This window comes from Leucobacter sp. USHLN154, assembly GCF_037145595.1.
Classification (GTDB): Bacteria; Actinomycetota; Actinomycetes; order Actinomycetales; family Microbacteriaceae; genus Leucobacter; species Leucobacter alluvii.
Map to the genome: position 1 here is coordinate 1 of NZ_JBBCXF010000006.1, position 17,410 is coordinate 17,410.

Consider the following 17,410-nt stretch of genomic DNA (forward strand, 5'->3'; position numbering starts at 1 on the left):
CCCCGCTCGCAGATGGGGAGGGGTGGGGATGGAGGGGGCGGGGAGGCGGTTACGCGCCCCAGCTCGCCTGAGCGCCGCCGACGCGGTCGGCGTTGATCTTCGCCTGGTAGCCCGAGGCGGCGTACGCGGCCATCGGGTCGGCGGGCAGGCCCCGCGACTCGCGCCACTCGGCGAGCGCCGGCCGCACATCCGTGTAGAAGGCGTCCATCATGATCGCGTTGGCTCCGAGCACATCGCCGGAGCGCTGCGCCGCACCGAGTGCGTCACGGTCGAGCAGCAGGGCTCGGGCCGTCATCTCCTGCACGTTGAGCACCGAGCGGATCTGGCCGGGGATCTTCTCCTCGACGTTGTGGCACTGGTCGAGCATGAAGCTGACGTCGGGGTTGTTCAGCCCGTCGCCGCGCACGACCTCGACGAGAATGCGGAAGAGCTGGAACGGATCGGCGGCGCCCACGATCAGGTCGTCATCGGCGTAGAAGCGGCTGTTGAAGTCGAACGAGCCGAGCTTGCCGAGCCGCAGCAGCTGCATCACGATGAACTCGATGTTGGTGCCAGGGGCGTGGTGCCCGGTGTCGAGGCAGACCATGGCCTTCTCTCCGAGCGACGCGACCTGGGCGTACGACGTGCCCCAGTCGGGAACATCGGTGTGGTAGAACGCCGGCTCGAAGAACTTGTACTCGAGCACGAGGCGCTGGTCATCGGAGAGGCGGGCGTAGATCTCCTGGAGGGACTCCTGCAGGCGATCCTGACGGCCGCGCATGTCGGCCTGACCCGGGTAGTTCGATCCCTCGGCGAGCCAGATCTTGAGGTCACGCGAGCCGGTCTCGTCCATGACGTCGACGCACTGCAGGTGGTGGTCGATGGCTTTGCGACGGATCGCGGCGTCCTCGTGCGTGAGGGCGCCGAACTTGTAGTCATCATCCTGGAAGGTGTTGGAGTTCACGGTGCCGAGTTGCACGCCGAGATCTTCGGCGTGTGCGCGGAGCTTCGAGAAGTCGTCGACGAGATCCCACGGGATGTGCAGCGCGACAGCCGGCGCGAGGCCGGTGAGCCGGTTGACCTCGGCCGCATCGGCGATCTTCTCGAACGGATCGCGCGGCGTGCCCGGCGTGCCGAACACCTTGAAGCGCGTGCCCGAGTTGCCGTAGGCCCACGACGGGACCTCGATGGACTGCTTCTCGAGGGTGCTGAGGATTTCGGGAGTCAGCTGGGTGCTCATGTTCTGCGGCTTTCTGTCTGATGCTGCGCTATGCGCGATTCGTGCCCGCGTGGTGGCGCGCGAGTTGGTCTTCGAGGTGGAACACCTCGGAAAGTCGGGGGGCCGCCTGGTCGGGGCGGCCGGCCAGGGCGACGAAGTAGTCGGCCATCTTCTCCTCCCACGCGGCGGTGCGCGGGTCGGCTTCGAGCGCGCGCTGGGCGGCGTCGTCGTCATCGGTCTCGTAGTACCCGATGAGCAGTCCGTCGGGGCGGAGGAAAAGCGAATAGTTGCGGCGCCCGGCATCTGCGATCGCCGCGAGCATGTCGGGCCAGACCGCGGCGTGGTGCTCGGCGTACTCGGAGAGGCGGTCGGGCTTGACCTGCATCTGGAAGCAGACTCGCATGTGATTCTCCGAGAGGCTCGCGGGCGAATGGGGGCGTGGGGGAGTGGGGGTGTCGGGGAGTGAAGCGGAGAGCGTGCGGAGGGGATCCTGATCCTGACGATCTCGGATCAGGATCCCCGCGCCCGGGGCGGCTTAGAAGTCGAAGTCGCTGATGTTGTCCGCGTTGAAGCGGAACGGATCGCCGAGGAGCACGACGCCGTCGGCGCCGACCGAGTACTCGCCGAGGTCGCCGGCCTCGAAGGTGTCGCCTTCCTTGCCCTCGATCTCACCGGTGGCGAGCGCGTTCGCCGCGTACGCGGTCAGGTAACCGAGGTCCTCGGGGTTCCAGAGCGCGAACTCGGTGACGGTGCCGTCTTCCACGTACTCGCGCATCTGGTTCGGGGTGCCGAGCCCGGTCAGCGCGACCTCGCCCTTCGCGTCCGAGGTCGAGAGGTAGCGAGCTGCGGCTGCGATGCCGACCGTGGTCGGCGAGACGATGCCCTTGAGCTCGGGGTAGGTCTGGAGGAGGGCAGCGGTCTTGTCGAACGAGGTCTGATCGTCGTCGTCGCCGTACACGACCTCGACGAGCTCGACGTCGGGGTGGTTCGCTTCGAGCTCTTCCTTCATGAGGTCGATCCAGGCGTTCTGGTTCGTCGCGTTCGCGGCGGCCGAGAGCACGGCGATCTCACCCTTGTCGCCGATCTGCTCGGTGATCATGTCGACCTGCACCTGGGCGATGCCGGCGGCGTCGGCCTGGTTCACGAACAGGTCGCGGCAGTCGGCGCTGGTGTCCGAGTCGAAGGTGACGACCTTCACGTCGTTGTCGCGTGCCTCGTTCACCGCGTCGCAGATCGCCTTCGGATCGTTCGCCGAGATGGCGAGCGCGCCGACGCCCTGCTGGGTCGCGGTGTTGATGAAGCTGACCTGCGCGTCGGGCGTGGCCTCGGTGGGGCCGACCTCGTTGAAGGTGCCGCCGAGCGCCTCGACCGCGGCCTTGCCGCCCTTGCTGGAGGTGTCGAAGTACGGGTTGCCGAGGTTCTTCGGCAGGAAGGTGATGCTCGCGCCCGATCCCTCGGATCCGCCTTCGGATCCGCCGTTGCCGGCGTCGCCGCCTGAGCAGCTCGAGAGCAGCAGGGCTGCGCTGGCGGCGAGCGCGAGAACGGCGCCTGCCTTCTTCTTATTGTTCTGGAACCACATCGTTCGTTGTTTCCTTTCATCACCCCGCGGTGCGGGGACTGGTGTGGGTGGTCGTGGAAGTGTGCTGGGAAAGCGTGCCGATGTGCGTCAGGACGTCGTCGCGGCCCGAGCTCCGGCGATCTGCAGCTTCTTTCCCGTTCTCCGCCGGTTCTTCACCGCAGCGATCACGCTGGTCGAGATGACGGCGCCGATGAGCAGGGCTCCGGTGATGATGTTGATCACGTCGGAGGTGACGTTCGCGAGGCGCAGCGCGCTGCCGAGCACGCCGATCAGCACGACGCCGGCGATCACGCCGTGCAGGGCGCCGCGGCCGCCGAAGATCGACACGCCGCCGAGCAGCACTGCGGCGATCACCTGCAGCTCCATGCCCGTCGCGTTGTCGCCGCGGGCGCTGCCGTAGCGGAGGGTGAAGTAGATGCCGGCGAGAGCTGAGACCGCGCCGCTGAGCATGTACAGCAGCATCTTCGTGCGGGCGACGTCGACGCCGGAGAATCGCGCTGCTTCCGGCGACAGGCCGATCGCGAAGATGCCTCGGCCCAGCTTCGTGAAGTGCAGCAGGATCGCGAATGCGATGGCGAGTACCACGAAGAGGATCATGACGACCGGAATGCCGGTCGAGCCGATCTTCTCCTTCGCGAGGTCCGTCCAGAAGGCGGGGAACTCGGTCACCGCGGTGGTGCCGAGCATGCCGACGGCGATGCCGCGGAAGAGCGCCAGGGTGCCGATGGTCACGGCGAGCGAGGGAAGCCCCACCGCTGTGATGAGGAACCCGTTGATGGTGCCTGCGAGCAGGCCGGCCGCCAGCGCCAGCACGATGGTGAGCCCGAACGGCACCCCCGCCTGGGTGAGCACGCCGGTGAGCACGCTCGAGAGCCCGACGATGCTCGCGACCGACAGGTCGATCTCGCCCGTCACGATGATCGCCGTCATCGGCAGCGCGATGATCAGGATCGGGAAGATGTCGAGGAGCAGGTAGGTCATCGTGATCTTGCTGCCGAAGTTCGGCACCACGATGCTCGCGAAGAGCACGACGACGATGACGAGGGCGATGATCGCGCTCTCGCGGGTGAGGAGGAGGCGCTGCCAGAGCGGACGATCGTAGTCTGCGATGTGCCGCAGGCTGGTCGTGGAGGTGGTGACGGTGGTCTGAGCGGTCATCGCTGCGTCTCCCGTTCTTCGATGAGCTTCCGATGTTGTCGGAGCGACAGGACCCGGTCGAGCACGATCGCTCCGATGATCAGGACGCCGACGACGGCGCGCTGCCAGAAGTCGGGCACGCCGAGCACCGGAAGCGCACGGTTGATGGTCATGAGCAGTGCCGCGCCGATGGCGGCGCCCCACACCGATCCGACTCCGCCGAAGATGGCGACGCCGCCGATGACGGCCGCACCGATCGCGTCGAACTCCCAGCCGGCGCCCGCCTGCGAGTTGATGGTGCCGTAGCGGGCGGCGTAGAGCACGCCGGCGAAGCCGGAGAGTGCGCCCGACAGCACGAAGGCGGTGAGCACGCGGCGCGTGACGGGCAGCCCGTAGAGCTGGGCCGCGTCGGGATCGGAGCCGATCGCGTAGCATTCGCGCCCGCCTCGGGTGTTCTTCATCCACCAGGCGACGGCGATCAGCACGACGACGGCGATGATGGTGAGCACTGGGATCGTCAGCACCTGCGCCGTGCCGAGGGCGAGGAAGCTGCGGGGCATGTCGGAGGCGTTGATGCGATCCGATCCCGTCCAGAGCACGTTGATGCCGCGGAAGGCGTACATCGTGCCGAGCGTGATGACGAGAGCCGGCACTTTCGCGAACGCGACGAGCGCGCCGTTGATCAAACCGAGCAGGCCGCCGAAGACGATCGCGATCACGACGACGACGATGGCGGGCAGCCCCGGCATGTCGATGAACAGGCGGCCGGTGAGGTACGCGCTGAGGCCGAGGATCGAGCCGACCGACAGGTCGACGTTGCGGGTGATCAGCACGACGGCCTGACCCACTGCGACGAGCAGGAGCAGCGACGGTGTCAGCCAGAGGTCGCGGTACCCGTCGGTCGAGAACAGGAAGTTGGGGTTCTTGATCGTTGCGGCTGCGACGACGAGCAGCACGGCGAGCAGAATGCTCGCCTCGCGCGCCCGTGTCAGGCGGCCGACGATCGCACCGAACCCGACGCTCGGGGCCTTCAATGTCGTGGCGCTCATGCGGCGTGCTCCGATTCCGTACTCGAGCTGTGGGTCGCGGCGCGCATGACGTTCTCCTGCGTCGCGTCTTCGCGATCGATGGTGGCGGTGATGCGGCCCTCGTGCATGACGACGACGCGGTCGGCCATGCCGAGCACCTCGGGGAGCTCGCTCGAGATCATGAGCACGCCCATTCCCTGGCTCGCGAGGGTGGAGAGCAGGCGGTGCACCTCCGACTTGGTGCCGACGTCGATGCCGCGCGTCGGTTCATCGATGATGAGCACGCGCGGATCGGTCGCGAGCCACTTGCCGAGCACGACTTTCTGCTGGTTGCCGCCCGACAGGGTGCCGGCGATGGTGGTCAGCGCGTTCGCCTTGACCTCGAGCTTCTCCGCCCACGGGCGCGCGGCGTGGTTCTCCGCGCCGGTCGTGACGATGCCGAGTTTCGCGAGGGAGTCGAGGATCACGGACGTGGTGTTGCGGCCCACGCTCGAATCGAGCACGAGACCCTGCTTGCGGCGATCCTCCGGCACGAGCGCGAGTCCGGCGCGCATGGCGGCCGTCGGCTTGTTCTTCGCCACCTTCGTGCCAGCGACGGTGACGGTGCCGGTGCGGTAGGAGTCGACGCCGAACACGGCGCGGGCGACCTCGCTGCGGCCGGCGCCGACCAGTCCGGCGAGCCCGACGATCTCCCCGGCGCGCACGGTGAAGCTGATGTCATTGAAGATGCCGGGGCTCGTGAGCCCCTCGACGACGAGCAGCGGCTCGCCGGCTTCGGTCTCGATCTTCGGGAAGAGGTCCGTGATCTCGCGACCGACCATTTCGGCGACGACGCTGTCGGGATCCGTCTCGCTGATGGCGCGCGTCGAGACGTAACTGCCGTCGCGCATGACGGTGATCGTGTCGCAGAGCGCGAAGACCTCGTCGAAGCGATGCGAGATGAAGACGAGCGCGCGGTTCTCATCGCGGAGCGCGCGTGCGACCTGGAAGAGGCGCTCGACCTCCACGCCGGAGAGCGCTGCGGTGGGCTCGTCCATGACGAGCACGCGTGCGTCGAGCGAGATCGCCTTCGCGATCTCGATCATCTGCTGGTCGGCGATGGAGAGGCCGTCGGCGGTGCGATCCGGATCCATCACGACGCCGAGGCGCGTGAAGAGCGATTCGACCTCGGCGCGCATCGCACCGCGATCGATGCGGCCGAGCCGACCGCGGGGTTGCCGGCCCATGAAGATGTTCTCGGTGACCGAGAGATCGGGGAAGAGCGTCGGCTCCTGGTAGATGACCGCGATGCCCGCGGCCTTCGACTCGGCGGTGGTGGAGAAGTCGACCGTCTCGCCGTCGTAGCGGAAGTCGCCGCTGTCGCGGCGGTAGAGACCCGCGATGATCTTGACCAGCGTCGACTTGCCCGCGCCGTTCTCGCCGACGAGGGCGTGGATGGATCCCGGGTAGAGTGCGAGGGTGCTGTCGCGCAGTGCAATCACCTGGCCGAAGGCCTTGGCGACGCCGCGCAGTTCGAGCAGCGGCTCGCCGGCGGGTGGTTTCTTCATTGAACTCACGGACTTCCTGCCATTGGAAGGGCATATCAGGGGTGGTGCGCGCTTGAACTTGTGAATCGTTTCAATCGCGATTGAGGTGAGTTTATGGCGCGAGTCTCCAATGAGTCAAGTCGATGTCGAGACGGTTTCACAGTCGTTATTGAAGCGTTTCAAAAGAGTGATGCGATCGGTAGACTGCTGCCCAGCACAGGGCTTTACGACAACGAAGTGGGAGATCACGCCATGGCAGCGAGTATCCGCGACGTCGCGCGCGAGGCGGGGGTGTCGGTCGGGACCGTCTCCAACGTGCTCAACCGGCCGGAGATCGTCGCCGCAGGCACGGTGGCGCGCGTCACCCAAGCGATCGAGCAGTTGGGCTTCGTGCGCAACGACGCCGCGCGACAGCTGCGCGCCGGGCGCAGCACCAGCTTCGGACTCGTCGTGCTCGACACCCGCAACCCCTTCTTCATGGACCTGGCACACGGAGCGCAGCGCCGCGCGATCGATGACGGGTACACCGTGCTGATGGGGGGCAGCGATGACTCTCCGAAGCGCGAGCACAGCATCCTCGAAATGTTCGAGGAGCATCGTGTCGCAGGCGTGCTCATCTCTCCCGTCGATACCGACCTCACGCAGCTCTGGAGGCTGCGCCAAGCTGGGATCCCCGTCGTGCTCGTCGACCGCGGTTCGAGCGACCGCTCCTTCTCCTCCGTCTCGGTCGATGACGTGGAAGGCGGGCGCATCGCCGCCCGCCATCTCTTGGAGCTCGGGCGCCGTCGCATCGCGTTCGTGGGCGGACCGCTGGGCATCAAGCAGGTCTCCGATCGCGTCAACGGCGCGACGTCGGTGGTCGCCGAGACGTCGGGAGCGACGCTCGAGGTGCGCGAGACGCGCGCATTGAGCGTGCTCGAGGGGCGCAGGATCGCCGAGGAGATCATCGCGCTGCCAGCCGACCGCAGGCCGGACGCCGTCTTCGCCGCGAATGATCTGCTCGCCATGGGAGTGCTGCAGGCCTTCGTGATGACCGGATCGCTGCGGGTGCCAGAGGACATCGCCCTCATCGGATACGACGACATCGACTTCGCGAGCGCCGCGGTGGTGCCGATCACGTCGGTGCGTCAGCCCGCGGTCGAGATCGGCGCCACCGCGGTGGGGTTGCTGCTGTCAGAGGCGCAGGCCGGTGCCGATGCGACGCGCGAGCAGATCGAGTTCACCCCCGAGCTGGTGGTGCGCGCCTCGACGGTGGGCGGCGCCTGACGCTGCGGCGCCGCTGCGGCGCCGCTCGGCGCGCCGGAGACCGCCGTACTCCCATCCTCCCCTCCCCCCTCCCCTCCCTGCGAGGCGGGTCACTTTGGGAGGGTGTCGCGTCTGCGAAAGCGCCCGACACGCTCCGAAAGTGACCCAGCTGCCATCTCGAGGCGCACAGCTGCGCCGGCGCCGGGCCGGGAGCGGCGTGCTACGGCCGCGTGTGCACCCACACGACCGCTTGAATGCGGTCGCGCACGCCGAGTTTCTGCAGCAGGTTCGACACGTGCGTCTTGATGGTCGCCTCGCCGAGGAAGAGCGCCGCGGCGATCTCGCCGTTCGACTTGCCCTGCGCTACGAGGGCGAGCACTTCCCGCTCGCGGTCGGTGAGGCCCGCCTCCGTCATCGCCGTGGCCGCCGCATCGGGTACCTGGCTCGATTCGAGATCGCCGCCCGCCTCGGCGGCCTTCGCATCGACGGCGGTACTCGCCGAGACCCGCTCGATCACGGCGCGTGTGACGTCGGGGCCGAGCAGCGCGTTGCCCGCCGCGAGCGAGTGCACGGCGTCGATGAGCTGCTCGGCGCGTGCGGTCTTCAGGAGGAAACCGCTGACTCCGGCGGCGAGTGCGTCGAAGAGGTACTGCTCGTGCCCGAACGTCGTGAGCACCAGGATCGCCGGAGCCGCGCGGCCCGAAGCCGATGCGACCGACGAAGCCGACGAAGCCGACATCAGGATGCGCCGCGATGCATCGATCCCGTTGAGCACGGGCATTTCGACGTCCATGCAGATGACGTCGGGATGGAGTTCGGCGGCGAGCGCGACGGCGACGGCGCCGTTCTCGGCCTCACCGACCACCTCGATGTCGGGCTCCGACTCCAGGATGATGCGGAAGCCCGAGCGCACGAGCGCTTGGTCGTCGACGAGCAGCACGCGAATCATGTGAGCCTTTCGGAGAAGTGGTGCATGTCAGCTCGCGGCAGCGGCAGCGGCAGCGGCAGCGCGGGGATGGGCGGAGGTGAGTTCATTCGGCACGCACGCGCGGACGATGAACCCTCCGCGCTCTCGCCGCCCGGCGTGCACGGTACCGCCGACGGCGCCGATGCGCTCGCGCATGCCCTGCAGCCCGAGGCCGGACCCGCGGGAGCGCTGGGTCAGCTCCTGCCGCACCCCGTCGTCCGCGACCTCCACCTCGACGGCATCCGCGCCGAATCGCAGGCGCACCTCGGCGGTCGCACCGCGGCCGGCGTGCTTGCGCACATTTGTCAGCGCCTCTTGCACGACGCGGTAGAGCGCGACGTCGACGAGCATGGGGATGGGCCGCGGCTCACCGGCGACGATGAGTGTCGTCGGCGTGCCAGAGCTCTGCGCCTCTGCCACGAGCTCGGAGAGGTGCGCGACGCCGATCGTGGTCGGCGCCGATCCTTCTTTCGCCGGGTCGCGCAGGGTGCCGACGAGCCGCCGCAGCTCGTCGACGGCGGTGCCCGCGCTCTCCTCGACGACGCCGAGGGCTGCGACCGCACGGGCGGGATCGCGCTCGATGCTGCGCCGCGCGGCGGCCGCCTGAATGCCCATGACCGACACGTGGTGCGCCACGACGTCGTGCAGCTCGCGCGCGATCGCCAGCCGGTCGAGCGCAATGGCCTGCGCCGCGCTCGTCTGCCGTTCGAGATCGAGCTCGCGCCCCTGCGCCTCGAGCAGCGCCTGCTGACGCGCCGAGCGCCAGGAGCGTTCACCGAAGAAGTAGGCGCCGCTGAAGTACAGCAGGTTCGTGATGATCTGGATGACCGCGAAGGTGGCGTATGCCGAGAAGATGCCCGATCGCGAAATGCCCTCGAAGGCGTCATCGCTCGAAGACGAGACGATGAGGACGACGGTGATCCACACCATCATGGCGACCCCGATGCCGAGGCGCACCCAGAGCGCGAGCGCGCGCCGGCGCTCCCAGGCGCCGACGGTGTAGAGCGCGCAGAACAGCGCGATGTTGATGATCAGCACCTCTGGCACGCCGAACTGGCCGCAGACGAAGAACCCGATCGACACGATGATCGCGACCGGCACCGGGTAGAGGCGGCGCAGTGCCAGCGGCAGCGTCGTCAAGCCCAGCCCGACGGCCCAGACCCAGGGCTCCGCTGCTCCCGGGTACATCCCGGTGCGCTGGTAGAGCAGCGCGGTGGTCACCGACGCGAGCGCGAGCACCAGCGCGAGCGCGATGTCGGCGCGCAGGCCGCTCCGGCCCGGGCTCGGCCGACTCCACTCCGCGTGATCCTCCATGGCACCAGCGTAGGGTGTGCCGCCGACACGGCGCTTCCGTCGCGCGGGGGAGGGCGATCCGCCCCTCGCCGCAGCAATCAGCCGTGAGGGGGAAGCGCGGCGCGCCGGTGCCCCGCCATGCTGGAATCACACGATAGAAGGGATCGAGATGATCGACATCGCAGGCGTCACCCGCAGCTTCGGCGAGCGGCGCGTGCTCGACGACGTGAGCTTCACGGTCGAGGGCGGTCGCATGACCGGTTTCGTCGGAGGCAACGGCGCGGGCAAGACCACGACCATGCGCATCATCCTCGGGGTGCTCTCCGCCGACGCCGGCTCGGTCAGCCTCGACGGAGCGCCCCTCACCCCGGCCGACCGCGCGCGCTTCGGCTACATGCCGGAGGAGCGCGGCCTCTACCCGAAGATGCAGGTGCTCGAGCAGCTCGTCTACCTCGGGCGACTCCACGGCATGAGCGCGGGAGCGGCGAAGAAATCCGCGGCCGACCTCATCGAGCGGCTGGGACTCGGGGAGCGCGGCACCGACACCCTCGAGAGCCTCTCGCTCGGCAATCAGCAGCGCGCGCAGATCGCCGCGGCACTGGTGCACGAGCCGTCCGCCCTCGTGCTCGACGAGCCGTTCTCCGGCCTCGACCCCATGGCCGTCGAGGTCGTGCTCGCGGTGCTGCGCGACTATGCCGCGCAGGGCGCCCCGGTGCTCTTCTCCTCGCACCAGCTCGACATCGTGGAGCGGCTCTGCGACGACGTCGTGGTGATCGGCGGGGGCAGGATCCTCGCCTCCGGCTCGCGCGAGGGCCTTCGGGCGCAGCACTCCGGGAGCAGCTTCGAGCTCGAGCTCGCTGGGCCGGCGGCCGACGCCGGCTGGGTGCGCGAGCTGCCAGGGGTGGAGGTCACGCATCTCGACGGCGGGTTCGCCCGCTTCGATGCTCCGGACGAGTCCGCCGCCCAGGCGGTGCTCGCTCGCGCCGTGCAGCACTCCGCACCCGGCACGTCGGTGCGGCGCTTCGCCCCCATCACCCCATCACTGGCTCAGATCTTCAAGGAGGTCGTGCGATGACCGCCCCACTCACTTCCCAGTCTCGGCGATCCTCGTCGCGCCCGATCAGCGGGGCTCAGGGAGCCTGGCTCGTCGCCGAACGCGAGATCACGACGCGCCTGCGCAGCAAGGCCTTCCTCATCTCGACCGGCATCCTCCTGCTCGTCGTGCTCGGGGGCGTCGTCATCAGCGGGCTGCTCTCCCAGAACGGCGGAATCGGAAGCCCCACGCAGGTGGCGACGGTGGCCGGTGCGAGCGGGGAGCAGGGCGACGCGCTCACCTCCGCCGGTTTCGAGGTGACCGAGGTCGGTGACCGGGCCGAAGCCGAGCAACTCGTGCGCGACGGCGACGTCGAGGCTGCGATCGTTCCCGGCGGAGACACCCCGCTCGATCTCACCGTGGTCGCGCTCGACAGCGCTCCGACCGATCTCGTGCAGGCGCTCTCGGTGGTGCCGTCGGTCGAACTGCTCGAACCCCTCGGCACGAACCCGTTCCTCGCGTACATCATCGCCCTCGCCTTCGGCATGATCTTCTACACCACCGCGCTCACCTTCGGCACGACGATCGCGCAGAGCGTGGTCGAAGAGAAGCAGACGCGCATCATCGAGATCCTGCTCGCCACCGTCTCCGCGCGCACGATGCTCGCGGGCAAGATCCTGGGCAACAGCATCCTCGCGCTCGGCACGGTGGTCGCGATCCTCGCCCTCGCCTCGGTCGGCATGCTCGCGACGGGGCAGGATCTGCTGCTCGGCGAGCTCGGCGCCTCGCTCATCTGGTTCGGCATCCTGTTCGCGTTCGGCTTCGTGCTGCTCGCTGCGATGTACGCGGCCGCGGCAGCGCTCGTGTCTCGACAGGAGGACATCGGATCGGTGACGAGCCCGGTCATGATGCTCGTGATGATCCCGTTCTTCCTCATCATCCTCTTCAACGACAACCCCCAGGCGCTCGCGATCATGAGTTACATCCCGTTCTCCGCCCCGAACGCGATGCCGATGCGCCTCTACCTCGGCATCGCCGAGTGGTGGGAGCCGATCGTGTCGCTCGGCATCCTGGTCGTCACCATCGCGGTCGTCATCTGGATCGGGTCGCGCATCTACAGCAACTCGATTCTGCGCACCGGCGTGCGCGTCAAGCTGCGCGATGCGCTGAAGGACTAGTCGCCGACATCAGTGCAGGATCGGAACGCCCGGGGCTCCCGCCCCGGGCGTTCCGGGTTCTCGCAAGGCCCGACATCTGTGCCGCTCAGCTGGGCCCGCGGGCCGGATACGCTGGATGCATGGCACACGACATCGACTGGACCGAGCTCACGGACGCCGCGCTCGCCGCAGCCGAGCACGCGTACGCCCCCTACTCGGGCTACGCCGTGGGGTGCGCCGCGCTCGTCGAAGACGGCCGTCTGATCACGGGCTGCAACGTCGAGAACGCGAGTTACGGCGTGACCCTGTGCGCCGAGTGCACCATGATCGGTCAGCTGCACCTCGGAGGGGGCGGGCGCCTCATCGCGTTCGCCTGCGTCGGCAACGGTCAGCCGATCACGCCGTGCGGGCGCTGCCGGCAGCTCCTCGCCGAAGCCGCCGCACCCGGGATGCTGCTGCAGACACCCGCGGGAATCCGCACGATCGAGCAGATGCTGCCCGAGAGCTTCGGCCCGTCGGAGATGGCCGGCGCGACTCCCTAACACTGTCCGCGGCCAGGAGTAGTCTTCTCGGGTGAGCACCGAAACCCCCGCTTCCCCGAAGCCCGAGATCCGCCCCTGGCCCGCCCTGTGGTCGCTGGTGCTCGGCTTCTTCATGATCCTCGTCGACACCACGATCGTCTCCGTCGCGAACCCCTCGATCATGGAGGGGCTCGGCACCACGATGGTGGCGACGCTCTGGGCGACCAGCGCGTACCTGCTCGCGTACGCGGTGCCGCTGCTCATCACCGGCCGGCTCGGAGACCGCTTCGGGCCGCGTCGCATCTACCTCTTCGGGCTCACCGTCTTCACGCTGTCGTCGCTCGCGTGCGGCATGGCCGGGACGATCGAGGCGCTCATCATCGCGCGCGTCTTCCAGGGCCTCGGCGCCGCGCTCATGACCCCGCAGACGATGGCGGTGATCACCCGCATCTTCTCGCCCCGCAATCGCGGTTCGGCGATGGCCGTCTGGGGGATCACCGCTGGCGTCGCCACGCTCGTCGGTCCGATTCTCGGCGGCGTGCTGCTCGACGGGTTCGGATGGGAGTGGATCTTCTTCATCAATGTGCCCGTCGGCATCATCGGCTTCGTGCTCGCGGTGCGATTCGTGCCGAAACTCGAGACGCACGCCCACCACTTCGACTGGATCGGCGTGCTCCTGAGCGCCGCCGGCATGTTCATGCTCGTCTTCGGCATCCAGGAGGGCGAGAGCTACGAGTGGGGTGTGATCTGGGGGCCGATCTCGGTGTGGAGCCTGATCATTGTCGGCGCGCTCGTACTGGTGCTCTTCGTCATCTGGCAGCGCGTGCAGCGCGGCGAGCCGCTGCTGCCGCTCGAGATCTTCAAGGACCGCAACTTCTCCGTCGGCACCGGCACGATCGTCACGGTCGGACTCGCCGTCACCAGCATGGGGCTGCCGCTGATGTTCTACTACCAGCTCGTGCGCGGCCTCACGCCGACCCAGTCGGCGCTCATGCTCGTGCCGATGGCGCTGCTCTCGGCTGGGCTCGCACGTCCCGTCGGTCTGCTCATCGATCGCACCGATCCGCGCCGCATCGCGACCTTCGGGCTCGCGCTCGTCGCCGCCGGCATGCTGCTGTACTTCTTCCTGCTGCGCCCCGAGACGCCGCTCTGGCTGCTGCTCGTGCCGAGCGCCGTGCTCGGCGTCGCGAACGCCTGCATGTGGGGGCCGCTCGCATCGATCACCACGTTCAGCCTCGCTCCGCAGCTCGCGGGCGCCGGCTCCGGCGTCTACAACACGTCGCGCCAGGTGGGCGCCGTGCTCGGGTCGGCCGCGATCGCCGCGCTGATGCAGTCGCGCATCGCCGCAGAGCTGGGCGGCGCGAGCGGTGGTGGTGCCGGCGCTGCTGGTGCTGCCGGTGGCGAGGCCGGGATGGGCGGCGGCCAGCTGCCCGAGGCGGCGCGCGAAGGGTTCGCCGCTGCGATGGCGCAATCCATGCTGCTGCCGGTGGCCGCGATCCTCATCGGGGCGATCGTGTCGCTCTGGTTCGCCCGCCGCCCGCAGAAGACCAACACCAACCCCATCGAGGTGCCGGCGGAGGCGTAGTGCTCACCTCACCTCATTGCACCCGAGAAAGGAACGCGAACACCATGATCCTCGCATTCTCCGTCGCCCCGTCGGGCACCGGCAACGCCTCCGTCTCCGATGCCGTCGCCGAGGCGGTGAAGGTGGTGCGCGCATCGGGCTTGCCGCACCGCACCTCCTCGATGTTCACCGAACTTGAAGATTCGTGAAACGAAGTCTTTGATTTGATCGTCACGCCTATGCGGCTGAGTAGGGCGAGCAGATCAATAGCGAACTTCGTGGTTATTGAAGCGCCTCCTAGTCGGCCGAAGTTATCCTGAGCGAACAGCCAATCAATCAAAGGATCGCAAGATGGAAGATCGTTACCGCTATAACACCGAGGGCCCAGCGCGTTGCGGCATCTGCAACGGTGAGGTGCACGAGCGACGGTTCAAAGGGCAGATGTCGCTAGCAGACGTCGCGCCGCCAATTGAGATTGAGCGCATCTGTCAAAACCCGAGGTGCGACAGCAATACGGGCTCCATGTCACTCAACGACGCGGTCTGACTCTGTGAAGCATGCCACTCAACAGGGATAGTGCTTGTCTGTACCGTGTCTCATTTCGCGCCCCGGCTGCGTTGACATGCGAACTGCGCGACGATCGTCATGAATCACACGATTGCCTCTGAGGCAGCGGCACACCCCTTGAAGCTGGCCAACTTAAGGCTCCCGCAAGGGGAGGATGTAGGCGCCGAAATCAGAGGAGAGCCTGGAAGCCGGTCCGCTATATGAAGTCGTAGCGGGGCAATCCCGTAGAACGAGGCGCGCCTTGTCCCCTCAGCGGCGAAAATAGTGCCTTCTTTCTCGCTATTACAGCTTCGGGCTGTCGGAGTTGCCGTGTTACGCGAGCTGACCTGACCTGCGGTTTGGCAACCTCTCCGAACTGCAAGTTGGTTTCCACTCACCAACTCTTGAGTGCGTCACCCGCCCAATTGATCGATGTTCATCTATATCCGTTGGGCTTGCGCGCATTTTCGACCGGGAACCCAGCGGGGGAAGGCCCCAGGGGCAGGTCAATTGTCTAAGTCGAGTTTGTCTGCCAATGAGGGTGAATTTGGAGGTGAAAATAGGATTCTCGAGTCTATTAGCTTTTGCGTTCCATGGTCCTGACTTACTCTCAAGAACATGGCTCAAAGTGCGGCATCAATCATGACGACAGTTGACGGATATAGAAACCGCAGTCCCTTGACGGAGGCATTGGCCCAGGAGAGCCCTGCGTTCGCAGCGTATCTTGCTCGTAGAGATCTCCAAACGCACGATCCAAATGCCCTTCTTCTATATGCCGCTGAACTTCGGCTGGGTGTCGATGACATAGATGTATTCGCCAGTAATGCGCTTACCGACCACTCGAACGATAAGAAGTGCGACATGGTTGCGGTCTCAAATGACCGAGGCCGAGTTGTTGTGGCGCAGGGATATGAAGCTTTGGCCGATAAGGCTGCTGCGCCCGCTAACAAAGCCTCCGATCTTAATACGGCGGTGTCTTGGCTCCTGGCAGGGTTATTGGATCAAGTTCCCGAAAAGCTACGCAGTGCCGCTGAGGAAGTTCGTGCCGAGCTTCGTGATGGGTCCATCAGTGAGTTCGAAATCTGGTATGTGCACAACCTTCCTGAATCGGGAAACGTCCAAAACGAACTCGACCAAGCAGTGATTACCGCAGAAGCGGCGCTCTCACGTTACTTCCCAAACGCGAATGTAGACGTTCGAGCTATCGAAATTGGGCGGACCCAACTCGAAACTGACTATCAGCAGAGCAATGCTCCGATACTCGTAAGCAGCTCACGCAAATTCACGATTCCTGGCGGATTTGAAGTCGAAGGGCCCGGTTGGAGAGCCTATTCGACAGCGATCAATCTTGCAGACCTTCGCGCGATCTGGGCTGACCACGGGGTTTCACTTATGTCTCCGAACGTTCGGGACTATCTCGGCGTAGTGAAGAAATCCGGAAACATTAACCATGGCATCAAGGAGACTGCGAAAGTCGAACCCTATAATTTCGCGATTTACAATAACGGGATCACAATCCTGACCAACGACTACGTAGTTGACGCGTCATCGCTGCAGATTGAAGCAAAGGGGATCGGCATCGTTAACGGAGGACAAACCACGGGGGCGGTGGGGGAGATGCCTCTCGAGGACATTGACGAAAACACTAACGCGCAAGTAATGACACGCTTCGTCACCTGCACAGACCCAACGGTGCTCGGCAACATCGTGAAATTCAACAACACGCAGAACAAGGTCGAAGCCACAGACTTTCGAAGCGGCGACGCGGTCCAAAGCCGGTTGCGGGAGGAATTCGCTCGCATTCCTGATGCGGATTATCGAGGTGGGCGCAGGGGTGGTGCTTCGGACGCGATTTCGAGAAGCAGATCGCTTCTGAGTGATTCATCCGTCGCACAGTCACTCGCAGCGTTTCACGGTAGTCCCAACTTGGCATACAACGAAACTCGCACGATCTGGGAGTCGGACGGAACATACGCGAGTGTTTTTCGCGATGGGTTGACTGCGCTTCATGTTGTATTGACCCAAAGCCTCCTAGTTGCGGTAGACGAACGCAAGCGTTCGATTGGCAAAATCCCCGATGCTGATCGAACGGATATTCAGCGCCGTCAATCCCTGTTTTTTAGCACGCGGGGTTCAAATCATCTCGTCGTCGCGGCTGTTGCAGCATGCATGGAAACAATCCTCGATGCGCCTGTCACGGATACTTACGCGCTGACATTCGGCGCTAGAGTGTCGCCGGCGCAGGCTGTTGCCCTATGGTCACCACTGCTCGACATCGTTCTGGCCTTTACTGCGCAGCTCCTTCCAGCCACCGACCAAGGGCTGAAATCAAAAGATAAAGTGCAGTCATCCATTCAGAATTTTGCCGCCATGGTTGCGGCTGTGCGTTCGGCCAATACAGCGCCATTCGATCAATTCGCGTCGGCCGTCCTTCGCTGAAGATTTTTGATAGGGCTTTGATCTTGCAATCAGCACGCTTGGCTGAAATGGGACTGCTGATGGTTCGGTTGACTCGTCTCGCTTGGGGTTTCAGGCAGCGTGAGCGGCCAATATGTTGATTGGCTCGAACTCGATTGGCGTGAGTATTCCGAATTGTCATCGTCGGCGTCGACGGTG

Annotated in this window: 14 protein-coding genes and 1 pseudogene; 7 read left to right on the forward strand and 8 right to left on the reverse strand. The window is 66.1% G+C overall.

Translation table 11 applies throughout. The features are described 5' to 3' along the window. Positions 1-49: 49 nt before the first annotated feature. From rhaI to WFH23_RS11440, 6 genes are all read right to left on the reverse strand, one after another. Positions 50-1,219 (reverse strand): L-rhamnose isomerase, encoded by a 1,170-nt coding sequence (gene rhaI, locus WFH23_RS11415; protein WP_090146072.1) that lies wholly within the window; start codon positions 1,217-1,219, stop codon positions 50-52. Positions 1,220-1,247: 28 nt separating this feature from the next. After that, entirely contained in the window at positions 1,248-1,601 is a 354-nt protein-coding gene (locus WFH23_RS11420) for an L-rhamnose mutarotase (protein WP_090146074.1), read from the reverse strand. Positions 1,602-1,733: 132 nt separating this feature from the next. After that, complete coding sequence (rhaS, locus tag WFH23_RS11425; RefSeq protein WP_200330525.1) at positions 1,734-2,777, reverse strand: rhamnose ABC transporter substrate-binding protein; 1,044 nt, start codon at positions 2,775-2,777, stop codon at positions 1,734-1,736. 87 nt (positions 2,778-2,864) lie between these two features. After that, the gene (locus tag WFH23_RS11430; RefSeq protein WP_336662604.1) at positions 2,865-3,935 is read right to left on the reverse strand and encodes an ABC transporter permease; all 1,071 of its coding nucleotides are present in this window, start codon (positions 3,933-3,935) and stop codon (positions 2,865-2,867) included. Next, positions 3,932-4,963 carry an ABC transporter permease gene (locus WFH23_RS11435; RefSeq protein WP_090146081.1) on the reverse strand — a complete coding sequence of 344 codons (1,032 nt, stop codon included), beginning with the start codon at positions 4,961-4,963 and terminating at the stop codon, positions 3,932-3,934. Before WFH23_RS11435 ends, WFH23_RS11430 begins: the two co-directional genes overlap by 4 nt. Next, complete coding sequence (locus WFH23_RS11440; RefSeq protein WP_336662605.1) at positions 4,960-6,489, reverse strand: sugar ABC transporter ATP-binding protein; 1,530 nt, start codon at positions 6,487-6,489, stop codon at positions 4,960-4,962. The genes WFH23_RS11435 and WFH23_RS11440 overlap by 4 nt, the downstream gene beginning before the upstream one ends. Before the next feature lie 231 nt (positions 6,490-6,720). On the opposite strand from WFH23_RS11440, the gene WFH23_RS11445 reads away from it, so the two are divergent. Continuing rightward, positions 6,721-7,734, forward strand: a complete 1,014-nt coding sequence (locus WFH23_RS11445; protein WP_336662606.1) for a LacI family DNA-binding transcriptional regulator — start codon at positions 6,721-6,723, stop codon at positions 7,732-7,734. Between the two features lie 199 nt (positions 7,735-7,933). On the opposite strand, the gene WFH23_RS11450 is transcribed toward WFH23_RS11445, so the two are convergent. Together WFH23_RS11450 and WFH23_RS11455 are read right to left on the reverse strand one after the other, a co-directional pair. Then, complete coding sequence (locus tag WFH23_RS11450) at positions 7,934-8,662, reverse strand: response regulator transcription factor (RefSeq protein ID WP_336662607.1); 729 nt, start codon at positions 8,660-8,662, stop codon at positions 7,934-7,936. Between the two features lie 27 nt (positions 8,663-8,689). After that, positions 8,690-9,994, reverse strand: a complete 1,305-nt coding sequence (locus WFH23_RS11455) for a sensor histidine kinase (protein ID WP_336662608.1) — start codon at positions 9,992-9,994, stop codon at positions 8,690-8,692. A 148-nt stretch (positions 9,995-10,142) separates the two neighbouring features. Between WFH23_RS11455 and WFH23_RS11460 the strand changes: the two genes are divergently transcribed. The 6 genes and pseudogenes from WFH23_RS11460 (at position 10,143) to WFH23_RS11485 (ending at position 17,233) form a co-directional block, all read left to right on the forward strand. Continuing rightward, positions 10,143-11,048, forward strand: a complete 906-nt coding sequence (locus tag WFH23_RS11460) for an ABC transporter ATP-binding protein (protein ID WP_090146091.1) — start codon at positions 10,143-10,145, stop codon at positions 11,046-11,048. Further along, positions 11,045-12,184, forward strand: coding sequence for an ABC transporter permease (locus tag WFH23_RS11465; RefSeq protein ID WP_200330513.1), 1,140 nt, complete (start codon positions 11,045-11,047; stop codon positions 12,182-12,184). The genes WFH23_RS11460 and WFH23_RS11465 overlap by 4 nt, the downstream gene beginning before the upstream one ends. Positions 12,185-12,303: 119 nt before the next feature. Next, positions 12,304-12,705 (forward strand): cytidine deaminase, encoded by a 402-nt coding sequence (locus WFH23_RS11470; RefSeq protein WP_336662609.1) that lies wholly within the window; start codon positions 12,304-12,306, stop codon positions 12,703-12,705. A gap of 31 nt (positions 12,706-12,736) precedes the next feature. Next, positions 12,737-14,269, forward strand: a complete 1,533-nt coding sequence (locus WFH23_RS11475; protein WP_336662610.1) for a DHA2 family efflux MFS transporter permease subunit — start codon at positions 12,737-12,739, stop codon at positions 14,267-14,269. 44 nt (positions 14,270-14,313) lie between these two features. Next, positions 14,314-14,448 (forward strand): annotated as a pseudogene (locus tag WFH23_RS11480) (thiamine-binding protein); the annotation flags it as partial. A gap of 964 nt (positions 14,449-15,412) precedes the next feature. Beyond that, a complete protein-coding gene (locus WFH23_RS11485; protein ID WP_336662611.1) occupies positions 15,413-17,233 on the forward strand; it encodes an AIPR family protein in 1,821 nt (606 codons plus the stop codon). Positions 17,234-17,410 lie beyond the last annotated feature (177 nt).